Genomic DNA, 20,242 nt, shown 5'->3' on the forward strand with positions numbered 1-20,242 from the left:
AATTTTAAATAAGTGATTTAGGCGATCCGCAATATTGATTGAGTTATCTCCTTAGTAATATTGAGTAGGTATTCATGAGTCACCAAGTCAAAAACAGAGTACAGCGAAAGATTGGGTCTGAGTTATTGATCAATGTGACGCCGACCGAAGCGCGGGTGGCGCTGGTAGAATATGGCATCTTGCAAGAGGTGCATATTGAACGTCGCATGAAACGGGGCTTAGTGGGCAATATCTATAAAGGTAAAGTTAGCCGCGTACTTCCTGGAATGCAGGCGGCATTTGTCGATATTGGCTTAGATAAAGCGGCCTTTCTGCACGCTTCCGATATCGTGCCTCATACCGAATGTGTTGCCGATGTCGAAAAAGGCAATTTCGTGGTGCGTGATATTGGCGAATTGGTGCGCCAAGGTCAGGATATCATGGTGCAAGTGGTCAAAGACCCCTTGGGAACCAAAGGCGCCCGCCTCACGACCGATATTACATTGCCTTCTCGTTACTTGGTGTTTATGCCGGGATCAAGCCATATCGGCGTATCTCAACGTATTGAATCAGAAGAAATTCGCGCCAGACTAAAAGGGTTAACCGAACCTTTTGTTGACGAAGATGGCGGCTTTATTATTCGCACCGCAGCGGAAAATGCGGGTGAACAAGAGTTGGTACAAGATGCGGCATTTTTACGTCGAGTCTGGGCTAAAGTCAGCGAGCGCCGTAAGCGCCCTGGCGTGGCTTTGCTTTATCAAGACTTGGCCTTGCCCGTGCGCATAGTGCGTGATTTTGTTGGAACTGAACTGGATCAAATTCAAGTCGATTCACGTCAAACCTATGAAGAATTACTGCAATTTACTCAAGAGTTTATGCCTGAGATTGCCGATAAAATTGAGCATTACTCGGGTCGCGTGCCCATTTTTGATCTTTATGATGTCGAAAACGAAGTCCAGCGGGCATTGGGGCGTAAAGTTGAACTTAAATCTGGCGGTTATCTGATCATCGATCAGACCGAAGCCATGACCACGGTCGATATTAATACCGGCGCCTTTGTGGGCCATCGTAATCTCGAAGAAACTATTTTTAATACCAATCTTGAGGCGACACATGCGATTGCCCGTCAGCTCAGGTTGCGTAATTTGGGTGGTATTATCATTATCGATTTTATCGATATGCTTAATGAAGACCATAAAAAGCGGGTGTTATCGACATTAGAAGCGGCGCTGGCCAACGATAGAGTGAAAACCAATGTTAGCGGTTTCTCTGGTTTAGGCTTGGTGGAGATGACGCGCAAGCGTACTCGAGAAAGCCTTGAACATGTGCTCTGCGGCGAGTGCCCGGTCTGTCTAGGAAAAGGGACTTTAAAAACGGTTGAGACCGTTTCTTATGAGATTTTTAGAGAAATCATTCGCCTCGATCGTGGTTATGATGCCGATGAGTTTTTAGTCTATTGCGCCCCCGCGGTGCATAGCAGTCTCACCGGCGAAGAGAGCCATCTGTTGGCCGAGTTAGGTGCCTATATCGGTAAACGGGTGCGTGTCCAAAATGAGCCTATGTATGCTCAGAATAAATTTGATGTGGTGATAATGTAGTGCCACGTCTATTCAGCCTTCGCAATATCGGCCGTCTTTGTTGGCAGTCAGTCGCTATCATCTTAGTGGTTTTTGCTTTAAGCGTGAGCTTGTTTCGCGGTTTGCTGCCGAAGCTCGACCAGGTGCGTCATGATCTGGCAGATTATGTGGAGCAGCAGTATCAAGTTAAAGTGTATGTTAAAGAGTTGGCCGCTGAGTGGCAGGCTTTTGGTCCCGCGTTAACGGTGAGGCATCTGGTGTTGCCGCCACAAGAAAATTTGCCCATTACGATGATCGTCGACAATGTGCATGTGAAGTTGGATTTCTGGCAAAGTTTGTTGTCGCGTTCACCACAAATTGAAAATGTGATTTTTGAGGGTGTCAATGTGGCGCTCGACATGGATAAGCTTAATCAAAGTACCAGCGAATCTAACAGCGATACCGACGTCGATGCAGCGCCTCAGGCAACAAATGTCGATTGGGTATATCGACTCTTGTTAGAACAACTGGAACGCTTCTCTATTACCGATGTGACAGTGCAGCTCAACAGTCAGTCGGGGCATCAATATCGTCCTATTCATATCAATAATCTGCGTTGGCGTAATCGTGGCGAATCTCATCGAGGTCAGGGGCAATTGTATCTTGATAAAGCCGCTTCGGAAGTCGAAAGCCTTTCGTTACATGTTGATGTGAGCGGTAATGGTAATCGTCCTGACAGCCTTAGTGGACAGATCTATTTAGCGGCAAAATCGTTGGATTTAGGTGAATGGGCTTCTAGACAGGTCAACCCTTATAACAAAAAACAAGCCTTACCTTTAGAAGGTGTGGTGAATTTAGAGGCTTGGCTTGCCTTTGCAAATCGGCAGATCACGGCGGCGAATGTTGCTTTTCACCCGAGTTGGCTACAGTGGCAGCTTAATGGTGCACAGCAGAAGTTCGAGCTTAAATCTGGCCTTATCGATTTATCGCCAACAGCGAAAGGCTGGCAGTTAATGAGTCATGATTTAGCCTTCGCGACCAATGGTAATGATTGGCCTGAGTTTAATCTATTGGCGACTCAGTCCGATGGGCATCTTCGTGCCAGCCTAAATGAATTAGATACCAGTGTATTACTACCACTGTTGCCACTATTTCCTGGTATGAGTTTGGAAGGCTTGAACCATTGGCAGGCGATGTCGCCAACGGGCCAGATAAAAGATCTGCGTCTGGATTATCAACCCGATGGGAAGGTGCTTTTCTCGGCTGAGGGCAAACAACTGGCGTGGCAGTTTGCGGAAGGGATCCCTGGAAGTACTGCAATCGACCTGCAGCTCGGTTTAAGTGATAACAAGCTATATATCAGCTTGCCTGAACAGCAATATAACATCGATTTCGATACTGGTTTTGAGGCACCGATTCATCTTTCTGGGCAGGCTTTTAGTGTTAAATATGCGCTCGATACTGCCGAGTTAATTGCTCCTAAAGTCAGACTTGAAAATAACGACCTTAAACTCGATGCCGCGATGAAAATGCAGTTTGCTGATGAGACTTATCTCAGCTTAGCCGCCGATGTTGATGTCAAAAATGCTGCCAATGCCTATCTGTATTTTCCTAAACACGCCATGAGCGAAGAGTTAGTCGCCTACTTAACTGGCGCGATTAAAGCCGGTGAGAGTGATGACGCCAAAGTGGTGTGGAATGGCGCATTGGCCGATTTCCCTTATGCCGATAACAGTGGCGTATTTCAGGCGGGATTCTCACTCAAACAGGCGCGCTATCGTTTTCAACCCGATTGGCCTGAGGTAACAGACTTGAGCCTCAAGGCCCTGTTTGAAAATGCTTCTATGGGGATTTGGGTCGATAAAGGCCAGTTGATGGATGTCGCTGCCGATGGGGCTTATGTGGGCATTCCAGAGATGAGTTTACACAGTGAACTTGAGGTGAAAGCCGATCTACATACTGCTGGTGCGGCCGCTAAAACGGTATTGCTCGATTCGCCTCTAAAAGACAGCGTTGGAGCAACTTTGCAGGTGGTTCAGGTTCAAGGTGAGGTCGATGGAAAATTAGACTTAACCATCCCACTCTATGAGGGGGGAGAGGAGCAGATCCGCGGCAGTGTTAAATTTAGCGATACGCCTGTGTATATTAGCGAACCGGGAGTGCAGCTGACCAAGGTTAATGGCCAAGTTTATTTCGTTAATGATGTGGTCACTGGTGAGGCGATTGAAGCCAAATTGTTTGAGCAGCCGATTAAGCTGAGCTTCGATACTGGCAAGTTGAATAAAAATTATGGCCTGAATGTCGACCTTGAAGGTCAATGGCAACTGGACACATTACCTGAGAGTTTAGATAATCCCTTGAAAGGCTATTATCAAGGTACAGCCGATTGGCAGGGGGCATTGTCACTGATTTTTGATCCCATTGGTTATCGTATTCAGGCACAGGTTCATAGTGATTTGGCTGGGGTGTCACTAACCTTACCTGGCGCATTTGCTAAGGCCGCCGACAGTAAACGCGACTTATCAATAGAGTTAATTGGCGATAATAAACAATCTTCTCTCGGTGCCAAACTGGGCGATCAATTTGAGTTTTGGGGCGGCTTTAATGAGCAATCTGAAGGCAAGATAGCCCATTATGATCTCTTGCTTGGGCGAACTTTTAAGCCTGGTGATGAGTTGCAACGTGATAAAGGCCATTTACAGTTAGACCTACCTGCTACTGATTTAGCCGAGTGGCTGCCGATTATCACTGGATTTATTGATGATATTCCTAGCAGCGATGCCGTCTTGCAGCAACATGAATCAGCAGTGGAATCGGCCCAAGCTAACAGTGAAAGTGATGATTCAGTTACGCTTTCTATTTCTGAGGATGAAGCTACTGTAGCGACGACACAGCAGGGATATTTTCCGCCTTTAGTTACTATCGATGGTCAGTTTCAGCAGTTGATGATTTTGGGCTTACCTATGAATCAGCTGAATCTGCATGCTTATCCTACAGATCATGGTTGGCGGTTTGAGGGGCAAGCGCAAGAGTTCGATGGTCGAGTGGATCTTTACCCAAACTGGTCGACTCAAGGGATTAAAATCGTGGCTAAGCGTCTGGCGTTTTCGCCTCAGTTTAAAGCTTCTGACGAAGCCAAGTTTTCTAGCGATACTGTGCTCAGCAACTTACCGCCTTTGGCTGTAGATGTAGATGAATTTAGTGTTGAAGGTAAAGCCTTGGGTCATTTGGTGCTGCAAGGTACACCTGTCGATGGTGATTATCATATTCAAACCGTATCGCTGGATACACAGGATTCACGCCTAAATGGTAAAGGGGCTTGGTTCAACAATGATGGCCAGAATCTCACCGAGCTAGAATTGGATCTTAAGGTCAAAAACTTCGATGAAATCTCCGAGCGACTCGGTTTAGGCTCAGGCTTAAGAGAAGCGCCGCTGGATCTGCAGGCCAATCTATCTTGGAGCGGTGCACCTTATGATTTTGCCCTCGACACGTTAAATGGCAAGATTGACTACAAGTTAGGTAAAGGTCATCTGTCGGAAGTGAGTGATAAAGGTGCGCGGATTTTTTCGCTGTTCAGTTTAGATTCATTACTGCGTAAGTTGTCGTTAGATTTTTCCGATGTGTTTGGTAAGGGGCTTTATTTCGACTCTTTTGATGGTACCTTAAATGTCGATAACGGTGTGATGAAGACCACCAACTCAGAGATGCAAGCTGTAGCGGGCAACATGAAGGTCAGAGGATACACCGACTTGACCACGGAAAGCCTTAACTATGATATCCGTTTCGTGCCTAAGTTGGCTTCGAGTGTGCCGACTGTGGTGTTATTGAGTACCGGCGGTTGGACCTTAGGTTTGGGCGCATTTGCCTTAACTAAGGTATTAGAGCCGGTTATCGAAGTGATCTCGGAGATCCGTTTTAGGTTAACGGGCACCATGTCTGAACCTAAGCTCGAAGAGTTAGAACGTAAGAGTAAGGAAATTGAGATCCCTGAGTCTGCTTTGCCTGAGCATTTACGTAAGCCCAAAGCGGTGCCTGAAGCGACTCCTATGCCTGAGAATCAGCCACAAACAAACAGTGGCGCTGCTAAATCGACGACTCAGGTTGAGCCTGTTGTTCAAGCTGAAGTTAGCCAAGTTGAAGTGCAGCAAGCAGAAGTGAAGAAAACCAAGGTTGATCAACCTCTGGGCGAAGTGAATGCCGCTGGCGTCGAGCTGCCTAACACTGTAGTTGAAACACCGATGCAGTTTAATGAATCAGTGAAACCGTTACAGCAAGCAACACAGGTAAAAAAACAAGCTCAACCGACTCAGAATCAGGATGAGTTAAACAAGGACGACTCTGGCAGTAATAATGGTCGTGATAACGAGGAGCAGGGAGATGCAGGTAAGCTTATTACAATGTCAGAGTGGTCAAGATGTCAGAGCCAACCTCAACTTTATCAACGAGCAGCTTAATCAGCTAAAGGTCACGACTCGGCCTCATCTGGTGGTTTTACCCGAATGTTGTCTGTTATTTGGCGGCCATGAAAGCCAGCAGTTGGCTTATGCCTGTACCGACGAACATAGCGAGTTAAAACAAGAGTTAGCCGCTATGGCCGCAGCGTTCGGTATCTACCTGGTGGCGGGCACCATCCCAATTTTGGCGGGAGACGGCCGAATCTATAGTCGCAGCTACCTGTTTGACGATCAGGGACAAACCTTAGGTCATTATGACAAGCTACACCTGTTTGATGTGGATATTAAAGATAGCACCAAGAGTTATCGTGAAAGCGATACCTTTTGTCCCGGCGAACGGGTGAGTGTTGTCGATACTCCTTTCGGTAAAGTCGGTATGGCGATATGCTACGACCTTAGGTTTGCTGATCTGTTTCGAGCCATGAGGCTACAAGGCGCCGATATTATTGTGTTGCCCGCCGCGTTTACCCGAGTGACGGGAAAAGCCCATTGGCAACCCCTGTTACAGGCCAGAGCTATTGAGAATCAGTGTTTTGTGTTAGCGGCCGCACAGTGGGGTATACACAATGAGGGGCGCCGTGAAACATGGGGACATAGCAGTATCATAGGTCCTTGGGGGGAAGTGATAGCGCAAAAACCTGAACAGTGTGGTTGGTTAACCAGTAGTATCGATATCAGCGAAACAGTTGAGATACGCAAAGGGATCCCAGTCGTAGAACATAATCGTTTTAGTGATCCCAAATTAAGTTAATTCAAGCTTTGTTAACCTATGCTGCGTTAACCCTAGCTACATGAAATAAATAGATAAAATTACTCATCTGAAGCAACCGACCGAAGATGAGCCAAAGAGAGAGAATTAATGCCATTTTTAACCCAAGTAGAACAGAGCTTACTGCAAGACGGCTTGTCGCTGGATCAATTACAGGGCTACCTGAATCGTATTCATCAACATCAGGTCGATTTTTCCGACCTCTATTTTCAAGCTAGCCGCCATGAATCTTGGGTTTTAGAAGATGGCATAGTTAAAGATGGCAGTTTTCATATCGAACGGGGTGTGGGGGTGCGAGCAATTACCGGTGAGAAAACCGGTTTTGCCTATGCCGATGAAATAAACCCTAATGCATTAAATGCGGCGGTTGAAGCTGCTAGAGGGATCTCGGCTGCGGGTGAGCAAGGCAAAGTTCAGGCATGGAAAAAACAGAGTGTTAATCCGCTTTATCAAAGTGCTGACCCTATCGCTGCCATGGAAGAGGTGAAAAAAATCGCCCTGTTAAAACAGGCCGATGCCTATGTTCGTAGTTTAGACAGTCGCATTATCCAAGTGGTGATCAGTCTGTCGGGTGTACATGAAGAGATCTTAGTCGCCGCCAGCGATGGCACTTTGGCCGCCGATATTCGCCCTCTGGTTCGTTTTAACTGCAGCGTGATCTTAGAGCAAGATGGCAAGCGTGAACGCGGTGCTAGTGGTGGCGGTGGACGCCATGATTATCAAGTATTGTTCGATAATGATGAAACGGGTTTGCCGTACTGTTTTGCTTTTGCTCGCGAGGCGGTACGTCAAGCCTCAGTGAACTTAACCGCAATCGATGCGCCTGCGGGTGAAATGCCTGTGGTATTGGGTGCGGGTTGGCCAGGTGTATTACTGCATGAGGCGGTCGGTCATGGTTTAGAAGGTGACTTTAACCGTAAAGGTAGTAGCGCCTTTAGCGGCTTAGTCGGTCAACAAGTGGCATCGAGCCTAGTGACAGTTGTCGATGACGGCACTATGGCTAATCGCCGTGGTTCTTTAAGTATTGATGATGAAGGCGTTGTCAGTCAGAAGACGGTATTAATCGAGGACGGCATTCTCAAAGGCTATATGCAAGATAAGCTCAATGCGCGTTTAATGGGGCAGCAATCTACGGGTAATGGTCGCCGTGAGTCTTATGCTCACATGCCGATGCCTCGTATGACCAACACCTATATGGAAGCGGGTGAGTCAGATCCCGCAGATATTATTAAGTCGGTTGAGAAAGGCATTTATGCGCCTAACTTCGGTGGTGGGCAGGTGGATATTACCTCGGGCAAATTTGTGTTCTCAGCCTCTGAAGCTTATTTGATTGAGAAAGGTGAGATCACCCAAGCGATCAAAGGAGCGACCTTAATTGGTAATGGCCCAGAAGCCATGGGGCAGATCTCCATGGTGGGTAATGATTTAGCCTTAGACCAAGGTGTAGGGGTTTGTGGTAAAGATGGCCAGAGCGTACCTGTCGGTGTCGGTCAGCCTAGTTTGAAGCTGGATCGTTTAACCGTGGGTGGTACGGCGTAAACCTTGGTATAAAGCGTTATTACTTTGATATTGCTTTATATTTATCTTTCAACACAGTTTCTTTTCGCGGTTAATGGGTGTTAATCTTCACCAAGGAATTAGAGTTGTAACTCTAGAGGGTGTTAATGAAATATTCACATGTCGTGTTACTGCTGGCCAGCCTATTAAGTCTGCCGAGCGCTGAAGCGAAACAGATCGCTTTTGCCGATGCTTGGCAGCAACTGCTAAAGGTGAGCGACAAGCTGCAAGCCAGCGCCGAAGAGGTCAACCGCTCGACAGCCGAGCAGGAAGCGGGAGACGATCTTAATCTGCCTTCACTGTCGCTGAATGGTAGTTATACCCGTTTAGATAAGCCGATGGAGCTGGACTTGCGGGATCTCAATCCCTTAGCCAGTATCGATCCAGCCACACTTCCCCCCGCATTGGGAGGCGCATTAGGTGCCATTCCCAGCTCGATGTTTGTGACTCCCTTTACCGAGCAAGATATTTTCCGCTCCAGCTTACAAGCGATGTGGCCTATCTATACTGGTGGGCGAATAAGTGCAGCTCAAGGCATTCATGCAGCCCAAGTGGTTGAGAAACAGCAGCAATATCAACTATCGATGCGCGACCTATTTGTGCAGCTGGTGGAGCGTTATTATGCCGTGTCTGTGAGCCATTCCTTAGCCGATACCAAACTACAATTAGTGGCTTCGTTAACCGAGCATGCCGAGCATGCGATGAAGCTAGAGCAACAGGGACAAATCGCTAAGGTTGAACGCCTTAATGCTCAGGTTGCACTGGAAAATGCCAAGGTCGATGCTGCTAGTGCTCGTCGCCAATTAGAAATGACCCAAATTGCTCTGTCGCGCATGTTACATGAACAGCGGATCGATACCGACTCGCCACTATTTATCTTGCGTGATGCCCCATCACTATCAAAGCTGAATCAGTTGACCCTTGCTCAGCATCCGGCGCTGAAATTGCTTGAAGCTAAAGAAGTGCAGGCTCAAGGGTTAATCGAAGTCGAGCAAGGCAGTTATCATCCGACAGTATTTCTCTATGGAAATTACACCCTCTATGAGGATGACAGTCTATTAGCCAAGCTCGAGCCTGATTGGATGGTGGGTGTTGGCGTGAAAATTCCGCTGCTTAGTCGTGATGGCCGCAGCGGTAAAGTGGATGCCGCCAAGAGTGCGTTACTACAGGCTCGTTATACCAAGGCGCAAACTCAGCAAGACCTTAGCTTGCTGGTCGATCAAAGTTATCGCCAATTACAACAGGCACAAGAGGAGGTGGAGTCACTCGACTTGTCTCTGGAGTTAGCCGAAGAAAATAAACGTCTGCGAGATCTCGCCTTTAGCCAAGGGTTGTCGACCTCTATCGAGAAGGTGGATGCCGAATTAAAGTTGAGTGCCGTACAGACCAAACAGTTGGCGGCTCGGTATCGTTATGTATTAGCTTATGCCAAGTTAATGGCTGTCAGTGGTCAGTTAGATGAATTTATTGGTCGCGCCCGCGGCGAAGGAGAGGGATAAGATGCGCACTAATCGGATACTCGCTGTTGCCGCACTCTTAGTATTAGTGGTTATTTTAGCCTATGGCATCAAGTTGGCGTACACCCCAAAAGTTGAGCGCTTGCAGGGACAGATTGAGGCGCGGGAATATAACGTATCGTCAAAAGTACCGGGCCGAGTCTCTCAGGTTCTAGTACGCCGAGGAGATAAAGTTGCCGAAGGCGATCTGTTGTTTGCCATCGATAGCCCTGAGCTGGATGCCAAATTAATGCAGGCACAGGGTGGCCGAGATGCAGCCAAAGCGATGCAACTTGAGGCAGATAATGGCGCGCGTAAACAGCAAGTCACCGCCGCTAAAGAACAGTGGCTTAAGGCAAAAGCCGCCGCGACGCTCGCCGAGACCACTTATCAACGAGTCGAAGTATTATTTAACGAAGGTGTGTTGGCCAGACAGAAACGCGACGAAGCCTTTACTCAATGGCAGGCGGCGAAATACACAGAGCAGGCGGCTTATGCCATGTACCAGATGGCCGATGAAGGCGCGCGTGATGAAACCAAAGCGGCGGCCGCGGGCAATGCTCGCAGAGCCGAAGGTGCGGTAAATGAAGTCAGTGCCATCATGGCCGATAGTCAGATGCGCGCGCCAAAATCTGGCGAAGTGAGCGAAGTGCTATTACGGGGTGGTGAGCTTGCTCCTAGCGGTTTTCCTGTCGTCAGCCTTATCGATATGAGCGACGCATGGGCATTGTTTCAAGTACGAGAAGACAGACTCAAGGCCTATAAAGTTGGCCAACAAGTGCAAGTGGAGATCCCTGCTTTGGGTAACAGTTATCGTTTTACCATCGCGCATATTAGCGTGATGGGACATTTCGCTACTTGGCGCGCCACCGAAACTGGCCATGACTTCGATATGCGAACCTTCGAAATGGAGCTTCGTCCTAGTCAGCCGATTGCAGATCTGCGAGTCGGTATGACCACTTTGTTAGCGCAATAACGGTTAAACTGATGCTCAGCTCGAGCCCTGATTTTAAATCAAAGTCGAAACCCAATTCGAAACTAGAGTCGCAATCAAAGTCGATGCTTATTGCAATACAAGCGTCGACGCCTGACTCTATTTGGGGATTGATTAAACGTGAATTGCTTGCGTTGTGGCATGACCCATGGCAACTGGCGTTGGTGAGTTATATTCCCATCTTGGGAATTTTAGGCTTGTGGTGGTTATTCAGTGCCGGTCATCCGCAGCAACTGCCCGTGGCGATTGTCGATCATGATAATAGCCAAATGAGTCGCATGTTGACTCGTAACCTGCAAGCTAATTCAGTGATCTCAACGTTACATTATCAAGACGTTGCCAGCGCTAAAGCGGCGATGGAAAGTTCCACGGTTTATGCCATGGTGCAGTTACCACATCAATTGCAGCATGATCTGTTAACCGGACATCAGCCGAGTATCGATATTCGTTATAACAGCCAATACTTGTTAGTCGGCAAGCTGTTATCGAGCCAGTTGCAGTTGAGTCTGGCCGCTGGGCTTAAAGATAAAGCGTTGTTGAAGCAACTGGCTGCCGGGGTGCCTAAGGTACAAGCAGAGGTGAACCTTCACCTCATTGAAACCCAAATCAGCCCGTTATATAACGCCAATACCAACTATGTGGTATTTCTATTACCGCCAGTGTTGTTGGCATTGGTGCAGATTCTGGCAATGTTAGTGTTTGCTAACTCACTCAATCGAGAGTTGAACTGCAGCAGCCTCAAATTATGTTTCGATGCAGGGATTTACCGAGTCATCGTCGCCAAGCTGATGGTTAATACGCTGTTGCTTTTACTTCACGGGGCGTTGATCTTCAGCTTGTTATATGGGGTGCTTGGTTTGCCGTTGGCGGGCGATCCTTTGCAGTTACTAATCGCACAATTTGTGATGCTGATGGCGGTGTGGCTTATCGTGTTAACCATCTTCTTTATGCTGCAGGAGAGCGCCCGGGTGATCAGCTTCTGCACCGCGTTATTTGCGCCAGCTTTTGCTTTTATGGGAGTGACATTTCCGACTCAAGAGATGCCATTGATTGCCCAGTGGTGGCGGCAGATCATGCCATCGAGTCATTATATTGAAACTCATATCGGCGTGGTGAGTTATGGCCAAGACTATTTGACCCTTGCCCAGCAATTGACTAGCTATTGGGGCTTTGCCGTATTAATTCCGCTGATTGGCTTGTTGATTAACCGTGGTCTTAAAGGGGAGTCTTCAGCTGACTCGCAAGCTAACAACATGGCCAAGGAGCATTGAGATGACTTTTTGGCAACTTATGCTGGCCGAGTTTAAGGAAATCATCAGCGACAAAGCGATTGCCATTACCTTGTTTGGTGGGGTGGTGTTTTACTCTTTTTTGTATCCCTTGCCTTATCTGCATGAAGTGCCAACCCAGCAGCAGATTGTGGTGATTGACAAGGATCATTCCAGTCTAAGTCGAGAATTTATCCGTCATGCGAATGCCAGCCCCAAGTTACAGCTGGTGGCTGAAGTGCAAGATATAACTCAGGCACAAAAAATGATCGCCAAGGGTGATGCTCATGGCTTGTTAGTGATTCCCGAGGGATTCCGCCGAGATTTACTTCGTCAGCAGGGAGTAACATTAGCCTATGGCGGTGATGCTAATTATTTTCTTATCTATTCGGCGATTATCGAAGGGCTGATGTCCGTGGGGCTCGATAGCACAACTCAGATACAAGAGTTAGGTTTATTGGCAAAAGGTCAGGCGGCGAAAAAGGTACAACGGGATCTTAATCCAGTCACCTTGAACAGTGTTCCCGCGTTCAACCCCAGTTTAGGTTATACCTCTTACGTAGTGCCGGGCGTTCTGCTGTTGGTGTTGCATCAAACGTTATTGATTGGTGGTGGGATTCTGGGGGCAGGCCAGTGGCGGCAAGCGGGTTATTGGAATAGTGTCGGCGTGTTGCCGCTGATCATGGCGCGAGTGGCGACATTGGGGCTGATATACAGCTTGTTTACCAGCTTCTATTTTGGCTTTTGCTATTACTGGTATCGAGTCTCAGTGCAGGCTGAATTATTGCAAGTAGTGCTATTTTTAACGCCATTTATTTTATCGACCGCATTGGCGAGTGTTGCCTTGAGCTGTTTGTTTAGCCGTCGCGATCAACCTACCCAAGTGTTTTTACTGGTCTCTATGCCAATCTTGTTTGTCTCAGGTTTTATATGGCCGCTTGAATTGATCCCATCCCCCTTAATTTGGCTATCGCAATTGGTTCCGGCGGTGCTCTCTATTCAAGGGATGTTACAACTGAATCAAATGGGCGCAAGCTGGCAGAGTATCGCTCCTCTGTGGGGACAATTATGGGGATTAGTTGCGCTGTATCTGTTGTTGGCTTATTTCGGTGTGAAATACCGTTTATCTAAGAGTTAAGTGGTGGGTGAAATCGAGATAATTGTGGATATAAAAATAGGCATTTAAGTTAACTTAAATGCCTATTATTTTGATTCTGATCCCTGCGAGTCACGTGTCTGTTGCCGATTCAGGCGGGTTTGAATCCCTTGACGGTGTAACTCGGTAAATCTATTTGTCAGCGACGCTTTGAGGTGAAACCTTAGAGCGTGTTGCAAATTATAGACCTGCAGTTTGGATACTGTTTAGTGCTGTTTCTAAGCGAGTCAGGTTGTGCTTGTAGATGCTGTTTTCTTTGGCTTCTACTGCACGTTTAAAGTCAGCTAGTGCACCTAAGTTATCGTTTTTCATCAGTTTCATCACACCGCGGTTGTTGAAGGCATAAGCGCGAATCTCTTTGCTTGCTGCGAGTGAGGTGTGGAGTGCGCCGTCTACTGCTGCGCTGCAGGCTTTCTCTGCTTCATTAAACTGAGCTAACTTAGTGTAACCTACGCATAGGTTTAGGTTACGAGTGTAAGTATCTAATTCATCTGCCTCGGCTGACTGGGTCATTTGTACGCCATGAGCCACATCGCCAGATTGCAGTGCTTCAACGCCAGGAGTATCTTCAATGACTACCATTTTGTACTGACTTTTTTCGAAATCAGCAAAAGCAGTGCTAGAAATGGTAAGTAGAATACCTGCGGCAATTAATTCTAATGTTTTCATTTCGTCTATCCCTTTGTGAGTAGTAGCCCCTCGCTACAGGGCTAAATTTAGAGAGATCGCAGGCGAATGACAAACGAGAAAAACTGCTTCGATGGGTTAATTTTTTTCACTCATAGGGTTACAGCCTAATTAAACTGATGTTATTGCTAGATATCGTTTGAGTAAGTAAAGCGTTTCACAACCCAATCAATCAACAACTTAACTTCTTTTTTAGGTTGTTCTTTACCATGATGGATCAAAAAATAGCGGTCATGGCTGGTCAGTGCGGGTGGGAAAAGTTGGATCAAATTTCCACTGTCAAACCAAGCTTGACTGATTGGCAGGGGAACCAAAGCGACGCCTATGCCCTGTTCGGCGGCTCTTGCCACACTAAACATACTGTCGAGCTGGATGATCTGTTTCGGCTCAAAATCATCGAAACCTATGTTGTCAGCCCATTGATGCCAGGCGTGTGGACGTGCCTGATGCAGGATTAATGGAGTATCGGTAAGGGCTGCATATCCTTTGGCAGCAATCTGCTTATAGAGGGCTTTATTACAGGCTGGCACATAGGTCAGCGGAAACAGATCGAAGTTATGATCGGTTTGGGGTCTGTTACCTGATAGCACGATAGAAAGATCGGTATGGGTTTGCTGCTCGGAGCGAGTTTTTACGGTTTCTAGCTTAAGGTTGATATTGGGGTATTGTGTCGACCAACCCACCAATTGCGGTACAAACAATTCGCTGGCAAAAAACTCAGGCATAGAGATGCTCACTTCCAGCATCTGATCGATATGACTAAATTCATTCACTGTGGTGGTTAACTGCTGCATGAGCGGTTCTATCTGCTCGTAGAAGCGCGCGCCCGTTTCAGTGAGCGAGATAGAGCGAGTCTGACGGATAAACAGCGTTTGCTGTAGGTTCTCTTCTAGCTGTTTGATTTGATGACTAACAGCAGAAGGAGTAAGAAACAGCTTTTTAGCCGTTTCTTTAAAACTTAAACATTCAGCGGCGACACAAAAACAACGTAAGCCTCGAAGTGAGGTATGCAAAGGTAGCATGTCATACTCTTAAGTTGTGTAACGAATCTTTCTGTAAAGCAAGGCCTAGGCCAGTTATTAACATTTTTTATTTCAAGGCGTTATAACGGTTTAGGCCAATGCGCGTATTTTCTTCAGCAATCAATGTCCAAATTGGTGCAAGCCCCGCTTCATGGCGAGGCGAGGGCGTGAAGGGTAATGATATTTGGAAATTATTCTGTTATTTCGGCTTTGATATATTTCACCAGTTCGGTGGCCGACTTTGAGGTGGCTTCCGGCTTCTTAGTCAGCTCTTTATTAGCCTGACGTACAAGTTGTCTTAGCTTCTGTCTTTCCAGCGCTGGATATTGCTCAATCAGTGCTTGAATTGCATCATCACCGCCACTGAGTAACAGATCTTTGGTCTTTTCAGCCACATTTTGCTTTGAGCTTTCGTTGCGGTTTTGATTGAGTACATTTTTCAATGCTGCTTGTAATTCTTCAATATCGATATGACGCATCAACTTACCTATGTACTGTAAGTGACGACGATAGGCTTCGGTATTGATACGAATCGTTTTGGCTTTAAGTATGTTGTCATACAGAGATTCGTCGAGTTCAAGTTTGTCTAACTGGCTTTTGCTTAATGCCACCAGTTTAATGCCAAGGTCTTGATAAACAGCGATTTCACGCTTAGCTTCGGCGCGACTGACGTACTCATCGTCGTGGTCGAAGGGCTGTTTAAAATGTTCTGAATCACCAACAATTTTCATAATCAACTATCTCGCGGGTCCGTTGACCCTTTCTATTCTGTATCTGTGTCTGCTTTTTAGAGTGCCAATAGGCTGAACTTGTGTCTGGATATCATGGTTGATACCCAATACGTTGGCCGAAGGAGTCATCTCACTTTGAAAGATAAACAGACTCTGATAATAACTTTGTTAATAATAACATTTCCTTGCTATATCGCCTATTGAGAGAAGCAGTTATTTAGTGGAGAAGTTATTTAATGTGAAACCAAGTCGGGTTTGTTATGCTACAGAAATCCGAGATAATTAAAGAGTAGATTTGTGCCTTCACCTAGCATCGACACTGAACTGGATTCACTAAAAGACGCCGTTTCTATGGCATTAGAATATGCCGCAACCTTAGGCACATCAGGTGCTGAAGTTGCCATTAGTAAACAGCAAGGGTTATCGGTATCGACTCGATTAAAAGAGGTTGAAACCGTTGAGTTTAATAAAGATGGTGCCTTAGGCATCACCTTGTTTAGAGACGGTTGCAAAGGCAGTTCATCCACTTCAGATTTAAGTCCAGAGGCGATTCGTCGAGCGGTGAAAGCGGCGGATGATATCGCTAAATTCACTTCAGAAGATCCTTTCAATGGCCTGGCTGATGCCGAGCTAATGGCTAAGCACATTGACGATCTTGAGCTGTATTATCCACAAGATACCCCTCCGGCAGAGCTAGAACAGCTTGCCGCCCGCGCCGAAGAAGCCGCATTGAGTTACGATAGCCGCATTAAAAACTCCGACGGTGCCAGCGCCAATGCTCATACTGGAGCAAAGGTTTATGGTAATAGTCACGGGTTCTTAAATGGTTATGTCAGTTCTCGTTACAGCTTGAGCTGTGTCGTGATTGGTGAGCAAGATGGCCATATGCAACGTGATTATGATTACACAGTGGCACGTAAATTTTGCGACCTGTGGACACCTGAAACCGTGGGCAACAAAGCGGCACAAAAAACCGTAGATCGACTCGGCGCGCGTAAAATTGCCACGACTAAGTTACCTATTTTGTTTGCTCCCGATGTGGCAACTGGCTTGATTGGCCATCTGGTGAGTGCGATTAGCGGTAGCAGTTTGTACCGCCAATCCAGCTTCTTACAAGATGCTATCGATACCCAGATTTTCCCTGAGTGGTTCAGCATCGCCGAACAGCCTCATCTGAAAGGTGCCTTTGCCAGTGCTTGGTATGACAGCGAAGGGGTAGCGACAATCGATCGCGATATTATCGACAGTGGGGTTTTATCGACTTATCTGTTAACCAGTTATTCGGCGCGTAAGCTGGGATTGACCAATACAGGCCATGCTGGTGGTATTTATAACTGGACTCTGTCTCATAGTGGTCAAACCTTCGACGAGCTAGTGAAACAGATGGGCACAGGACTGATTGTTACCGAAGTTATGGGACAAGGCGTTAATGGTGTCACCGGTGATTATTCACGTGGTGCGGCTGGTTTTTACGTTGAAAACGGTGAGATCCAATATCCCGTCGAAGAGATCACCATCGCCGGAAACCTTAAAGATATGTACCGTAATATTATAGCCGTGAGTAAAGATAGAGACCTGCGCTCATCGGTACGTACCGGCGGTATCTTACTCGACGAGATGAAAATCGCGGGTAACTAAAAAACATGGCTGCTGCCATTAATGATGAAAACGAGCACAGGTTGCTCGTTTTTTTATGCTTGTTTTCAGGATATTTTGACTCGAAAAATCATGCCATAAAAGTTTAACTTGAATATATGAAAATCCATATATATGATTTTTCATATATCAAATGCTGTGGAGGCCAAATGGCGACTTCTCTGTTTAAAGCGCTTTCCGAAGAAACCCGTTTATTGAGTCTATTGTTGATTCACTCCCAAGGGGAGTTGTGCGTCTGTGAACTGATGCACGCACTCGATGAAAGCCAACCTAAGGTGTCACGCCATCTGGCGCAGCTTCGAAAAGCAGAGCTATTGAGCGACAGACGTCAGGGACAATGGGTATTTTATCGTATCAATCCAGCGTTGCCACAATGGTCGGCAAATATTATCGAGCAAACCTTTGCCGGTAATAGTGCGCTAGTTGAGCCTGCGATAGCGCGTTTGCAACGGATGGGACAACGTCCTGCAAGAGCTAAGTCCTGCTGTTAAATACGGTAGAGGGAAATATCCGGCAGCGGTCGGTGAGACCAGCCAAACTGAGTAAGTCATCTAAGTGAGTGATTAAGTTTTTATTTAAGTGGTAATTTCAGGAAAACGACATGACGATTAAAATTGGTATTAATGGCTTTGGCCGCATGGGGAGACTCGCGTTAAGAGCCGCGTGGGCATGGGACGATGTAGAGTTTGTACATATTAACGATCCTGCGGGGGACGCGACCACTTTAGCGCACCTATTGAGCTTCGATTCTGTGCATGGAAAATGGCAGCATCAGGCCGTGGCCGAAGCGTCTCAAATTGTTATTGGTGATCAGCGCATCAATACTAGTCGCAACAGCAATATCGGCGATACCGACTGGTCGGGCTGCGATCTGGTGATTGAGGCATCTGGGGTGATGAAGTCGAAAACTCTGCTGCAAGCCTATTTAGATCAAGGTGTTAAGCGTGTTGTCGTCACCGCTCCAGTGAAAGAAGAAGGCGTATTGAATATCGTGATGGGTGTGAATCATCAGCTCTACGATAAAGACAAGCATCCGATAGTGACCGCAGCCTCTTGTACCACCAATTGTCTGGCGCCTGTGGTTAAAGTGCTACATGAGCAAATTGGTATCAAGCATGGCTCGATGACTACCATTCATGATATTACCAATACGCAAACGATTTTAGACGCCCCCCATAAAGATCTGCGCCGTGCTCGTGCCTGCGGTCAATCTTTGATCCCAACAACGACAGGGTCGGCAACGGCGATCACCCATATTTTCCCTGAGCTAAAAGGCAAATTAAATGGTCATGCGGTACGCGTACCTTTGGCCAATGCTTCGATCACCGATTGTGTATTTGAGATGCAACGTCCGGTCACCGAGGCTGAAGTTAATGGGTTGTTTAAGCTGGCGGCAGAGGGTGAGCTTAAAGATATTCTAGGTTACGAAGAGCGTCCATTGGTATCGGTAGATTATAAGACAGATCCGCGCTCAAGTATTATAGATGCGCTGTCGACCATGGTGATCAATGAAACCCAGCTCAAGCTATATGTCTGGTATGACAATGAATGGGGTTATGCAAACCGTACCGCCGAATTGGCACGTATGGTTGGCCGTATGGATAAAGCCTAGTCTGAATTAAGAGGAATTGTGGATGTTCGCTAGCTTGCGTGCGCTGCCTGCCGAGATAAAACAATACCTGATAGTGACGGGTAACTATTGGGCATTTACCTTGACCGATGGTGCGCTGCGCATGCTGGTGGTGCTGCATTTTCATCAGTTGGGGTATTCGCCACTGTCGATTGCCATGCTGTTTATCTTCTATGAGTTTTTTGGCGTGGTAACCAACTTAGTCGGCGGTTATCTTGGGGCGCGATTAGGGCTCAATCGCACCATGAATATCGGTCTGGGGCTGCAAGTTGTGGCCTTGGGAATGTTACTCTTTCCCAGCGCTTGGCTGACTGTGGCTTGGGTTATGGCGGCGCAGGCCGTGTCTGGCATCGCTAAAGATCTCAATAAGATGAGTGCCAAAAGCAGTGTAAAAATGCTGGTAGCTAAGGGCGAAGAAGGCCGGCTTTATAAATATATCGCTATGCTGACAGGCTCGAAAAATGCACTGAAAGGAGCGGGCTTCTTCCTCGGTGGTGCGCTGTTGGCATTGCTTGGTTTTCAAGGCGCGATTGCCTTGATGGCAGGGCTGTTATGCTTGGTTTGGCTGCTGAGTATTATCAAGCTGAAACAGGATTTAGGTAAGGCCAAGAACAAGCCTAAATTTAGCGAAATGTTCTCAAAAAGCCGAGCCATCAATATTCTATCTGCCGCGCGAATGTGTCTATTTTCGGCTCGTGATGTTTGGTTTGTGGTGGCATTGCCGGTATATCTAGCGAGTCAATTTGGCTGGGATCACACTGCGGTGGGCGGCTTTCTCGCACTGTGGGTCATAGGTTATGGTGCGGTGCAGAGTATTGCGCCATCGCTCACCGGTAAGAAAGCCGGTAAGGTGCCCGATGGCCGCTCGGCGTTGTTTTGGGCCGGATTACTGACTCTTATTCCTGCCGTGATAGCACTGATGATGCAATACTTTAACGGTGACTCAACAACTGGCGCGGCCAGTGCCGAGGCGACACTGTTAATCGGTTTATTGTTGTTTGGTGTCGTTTTTGCGGTTAACTCCTCGCTACACAGTTATTTGATAGTCAGTTATGCCAGTGATGATGGCGTTTCCCTCGATGTTGGTTTCTATTACATGGCTAACGCATTAGGACGGCTGCTAGGAACCATCTTATCTGGCTGGGTTTATCAAGTTTACGGGCTTATTGCCTGTCTGTGGATCTCAGCGGCACTATTGGGACTGACTGTGGTGATCAGTATTTGGTTACCCAGACGCAGCAATGAAAGGATTTAATAGCGTGTTTCACTAAGCTCAAAGGCTCG

Annotated in this window: 15 protein-coding genes; 12 read left to right on the top strand and 3 right to left on the bottom strand. The window is 47.1% G+C overall.

Annotated elements, in window-relative coordinates; genetic code table 11:
* Positions 1 to 74: 74 nt before the first annotated feature.
* The 8 genes from rng (at position 75) to L1D21_RS00860 (ending at position 13,214) form a co-directional block, all read left to right on the top strand.
* Complete coding sequence (rng, locus tag L1D21_RS00825) at positions 75 to 1,577, top strand: ribonuclease G (RefSeq protein ID WP_239843328.1); 1,503 nt, start codon at positions 75 to 77, stop codon at positions 1,575 to 1,577.
* Entirely contained in the window at positions 1,577 to 5,992 is a 4,416-nt protein-coding gene (locus L1D21_RS00830) for a YhdP family protein (RefSeq protein WP_239843330.1), read from the top strand. Before rng ends, L1D21_RS00830 begins: the two co-directional genes overlap by 1 nt.
* Positions 5,916 to 6,743, top strand: coding sequence for a carbon-nitrogen hydrolase family protein (locus tag L1D21_RS00835; protein WP_239843332.1), 828 nt, complete (start codon positions 5,916 to 5,918; stop codon positions 6,741 to 6,743). The genes L1D21_RS00830 and L1D21_RS00835 overlap by 77 nt, the downstream gene beginning before the upstream one ends.
* A 108-nt stretch (positions 6,744 to 6,851) precedes the next feature.
* Positions 6,852 to 8,300 (top strand): metalloprotease TldD, encoded by a 1,449-nt coding sequence (gene tldD, locus L1D21_RS00840; protein WP_239843334.1) that lies wholly within the window; start codon positions 6,852 to 6,854, stop codon positions 8,298 to 8,300.
* A 125-nt stretch (positions 8,301 to 8,425) separates the two neighbouring features.
* Positions 8,426 to 9,817, top strand: coding sequence for a TolC family protein (locus L1D21_RS00845; protein WP_239843335.1), 1,392 nt, complete (start codon positions 8,426 to 8,428; stop codon positions 9,815 to 9,817).
* Between the two features lies 1 nt (position 9,818).
* Positions 9,819 to 10,790 carry an efflux RND transporter periplasmic adaptor subunit gene (locus tag L1D21_RS00850; RefSeq protein WP_239843336.1) on the top strand — a complete coding sequence of 324 codons (972 nt, stop codon included), beginning with the start codon at positions 9,819 to 9,821 and terminating at the stop codon, positions 10,788 to 10,790.
* 83 nt (positions 10,791 to 10,873) lie between these two features.
* Positions 10,874 to 12,079, top strand: coding sequence for an ABC transporter permease (locus tag L1D21_RS00855; RefSeq protein ID WP_239843337.1), 1,206 nt, complete (start codon positions 10,874 to 10,876; stop codon positions 12,077 to 12,079).
* Position 12,080: 1 nt separating this feature from the next.
* Positions 12,081 to 13,214: an ABC transporter permease gene (locus L1D21_RS00860; protein WP_239843338.1), complete on the top strand. Its 1,134-nt coding sequence runs from the start codon at positions 12,081 to 12,083 to the stop codon at positions 13,212 to 13,214.
* A gap of 198 nt (positions 13,215 to 13,412) precedes the next feature.
* Here L1D21_RS00860 and L1D21_RS00865 read toward each other — a convergent pair whose 3' ends face one another.
* From L1D21_RS00865 to yjgA, 3 genes are all read right to left on the bottom strand, one after another.
* Positions 13,413 to 13,901, bottom strand: a complete 489-nt coding sequence (locus L1D21_RS00865; RefSeq protein WP_239843339.1) for a hypothetical protein — start codon at positions 13,899 to 13,901, stop codon at positions 13,413 to 13,415.
* Between the two features lie 146 nt (positions 13,902 to 14,047).
* Positions 14,048 to 14,941 (bottom strand): LysR family transcriptional regulator, encoded by an 894-nt coding sequence (locus L1D21_RS00870; protein WP_239843340.1) that lies wholly within the window; start codon positions 14,939 to 14,941, stop codon positions 14,048 to 14,050.
* Positions 14,942 to 15,132: 191 nt separating this feature from the next.
* Entirely contained in the window at positions 15,133 to 15,672 is a 540-nt protein-coding gene (gene yjgA, locus L1D21_RS00875; RefSeq protein WP_239843341.1) for a ribosome biogenesis factor YjgA, read from the bottom strand.
* Between the two features lie 297 nt (positions 15,673 to 15,969).
* Here yjgA and pmbA point away from each other — a divergent pair, with 297 nt between their 5' ends.
* From pmbA to arsJ, 4 genes are all read left to right on the top strand, one after another.
* Positions 15,970 to 17,310 (top strand): metalloprotease PmbA, encoded by a 1,341-nt coding sequence (gene pmbA / locus L1D21_RS00880; RefSeq protein WP_345773498.1) that lies wholly within the window; start codon positions 15,970 to 15,972, stop codon positions 17,308 to 17,310.
* 167 nt (positions 17,311 to 17,477) lie between these two features.
* Positions 17,478 to 17,819, top strand: a complete 342-nt coding sequence (locus tag L1D21_RS00885) for a metalloregulator ArsR/SmtB family transcription factor (protein ID WP_239843343.1) — start codon at positions 17,478 to 17,480, stop codon at positions 17,817 to 17,819.
* Between the two features lie 110 nt (positions 17,820 to 17,929).
* Positions 17,930 to 18,940, top strand: coding sequence for an ArsJ-associated glyceraldehyde-3-phosphate dehydrogenase (locus L1D21_RS00890; protein WP_239843344.1), 1,011 nt, complete (start codon positions 17,930 to 17,932; stop codon positions 18,938 to 18,940).
* A gap of 22 nt (positions 18,941 to 18,962) precedes the next feature.
* Complete coding sequence (gene arsJ / locus L1D21_RS00895) at positions 18,963 to 20,213, top strand: organoarsenical effux MFS transporter ArsJ (protein WP_239843345.1); 1,251 nt, start codon at positions 18,963 to 18,965, stop codon at positions 20,211 to 20,213.
* Positions 20,214 to 20,242: the final 29 nt, after the last annotated feature.

The sequence above is a fragment of the Shewanella sp. Isolate11 genome, from assembly GCF_022398315.1.
Lineage (GTDB): Bacteria > Pseudomonadota > Gammaproteobacteria > Enterobacterales > Shewanellaceae > Shewanella.

Bases quoted from the DNA above. Each gene is read 5' to 3' on its own strand.
- L1D21_RS00845 (WP_239843335.1), top strand. From the start codon at position 8,426: ATGAAATATTCACATGTCGTGTTACTGCTGGCCAGCCTATTAAGTCTG.
- L1D21_RS00865 (WP_239843339.1), bottom strand. From the start codon at position 13,901: ATGAAAACATTAGAATTAATTGCCGCAGGTATTCTACTTACCATTTCT.
- L1D21_RS00850 (WP_239843336.1), top strand. From the start codon at position 9,819: ATGCGCACTAATCGGATACTCGCTGTTGCCGCACTCTTAGTATTAGTG.
- L1D21_RS00860 (WP_239843338.1), top strand. From the start codon at position 12,081: ATGACTTTTTGGCAACTTATGCTGGCCGAGTTTAAGGAAATCATCAGC.
- L1D21_RS00835 (WP_239843332.1), top strand. From the start codon at position 5,916: ATGCAGGTAAGCTTATTACAATGTCAGAGTGGTCAAGATGTCAGAGCC.
- tldD (WP_239843334.1), top strand. From the start codon at position 6,852: ATGCCATTTTTAACCCAAGTAGAACAGAGCTTACTGCAAGACGGCTTG.
- L1D21_RS00870 (WP_239843340.1), bottom strand. From the start codon at position 14,941: ATGCTACCTTTGCATACCTCACTTCGAGGCTTACGTTGTTTTTGTGTC.
- rng (WP_239843328.1), top strand. From the start codon at position 75: ATGAGTCACCAAGTCAAAAACAGAGTACAGCGAAAGATTGGGTCTGAG.
- yjgA (WP_239843341.1), bottom strand. From the start codon at position 15,672: ATGAAAATTGTTGGTGATTCAGAACATTTTAAACAGCCCTTCGACCAC.
- L1D21_RS00855 (WP_239843337.1), top strand. From the start codon at position 10,874: ATGCTTATTGCAATACAAGCGTCGACGCCTGACTCTATTTGGGGATTG.
- L1D21_RS00885 (WP_239843343.1), top strand. From the start codon at position 17,478: ATGGCGACTTCTCTGTTTAAAGCGCTTTCCGAAGAAACCCGTTTATTG.
- L1D21_RS00890 (WP_239843344.1), top strand. From the start codon at position 17,930: ATGACGATTAAAATTGGTATTAATGGCTTTGGCCGCATGGGGAGACTC.
- arsJ (WP_239843345.1), top strand. From the start codon at position 18,963: ATGTTCGCTAGCTTGCGTGCGCTGCCTGCCGAGATAAAACAATACCTG.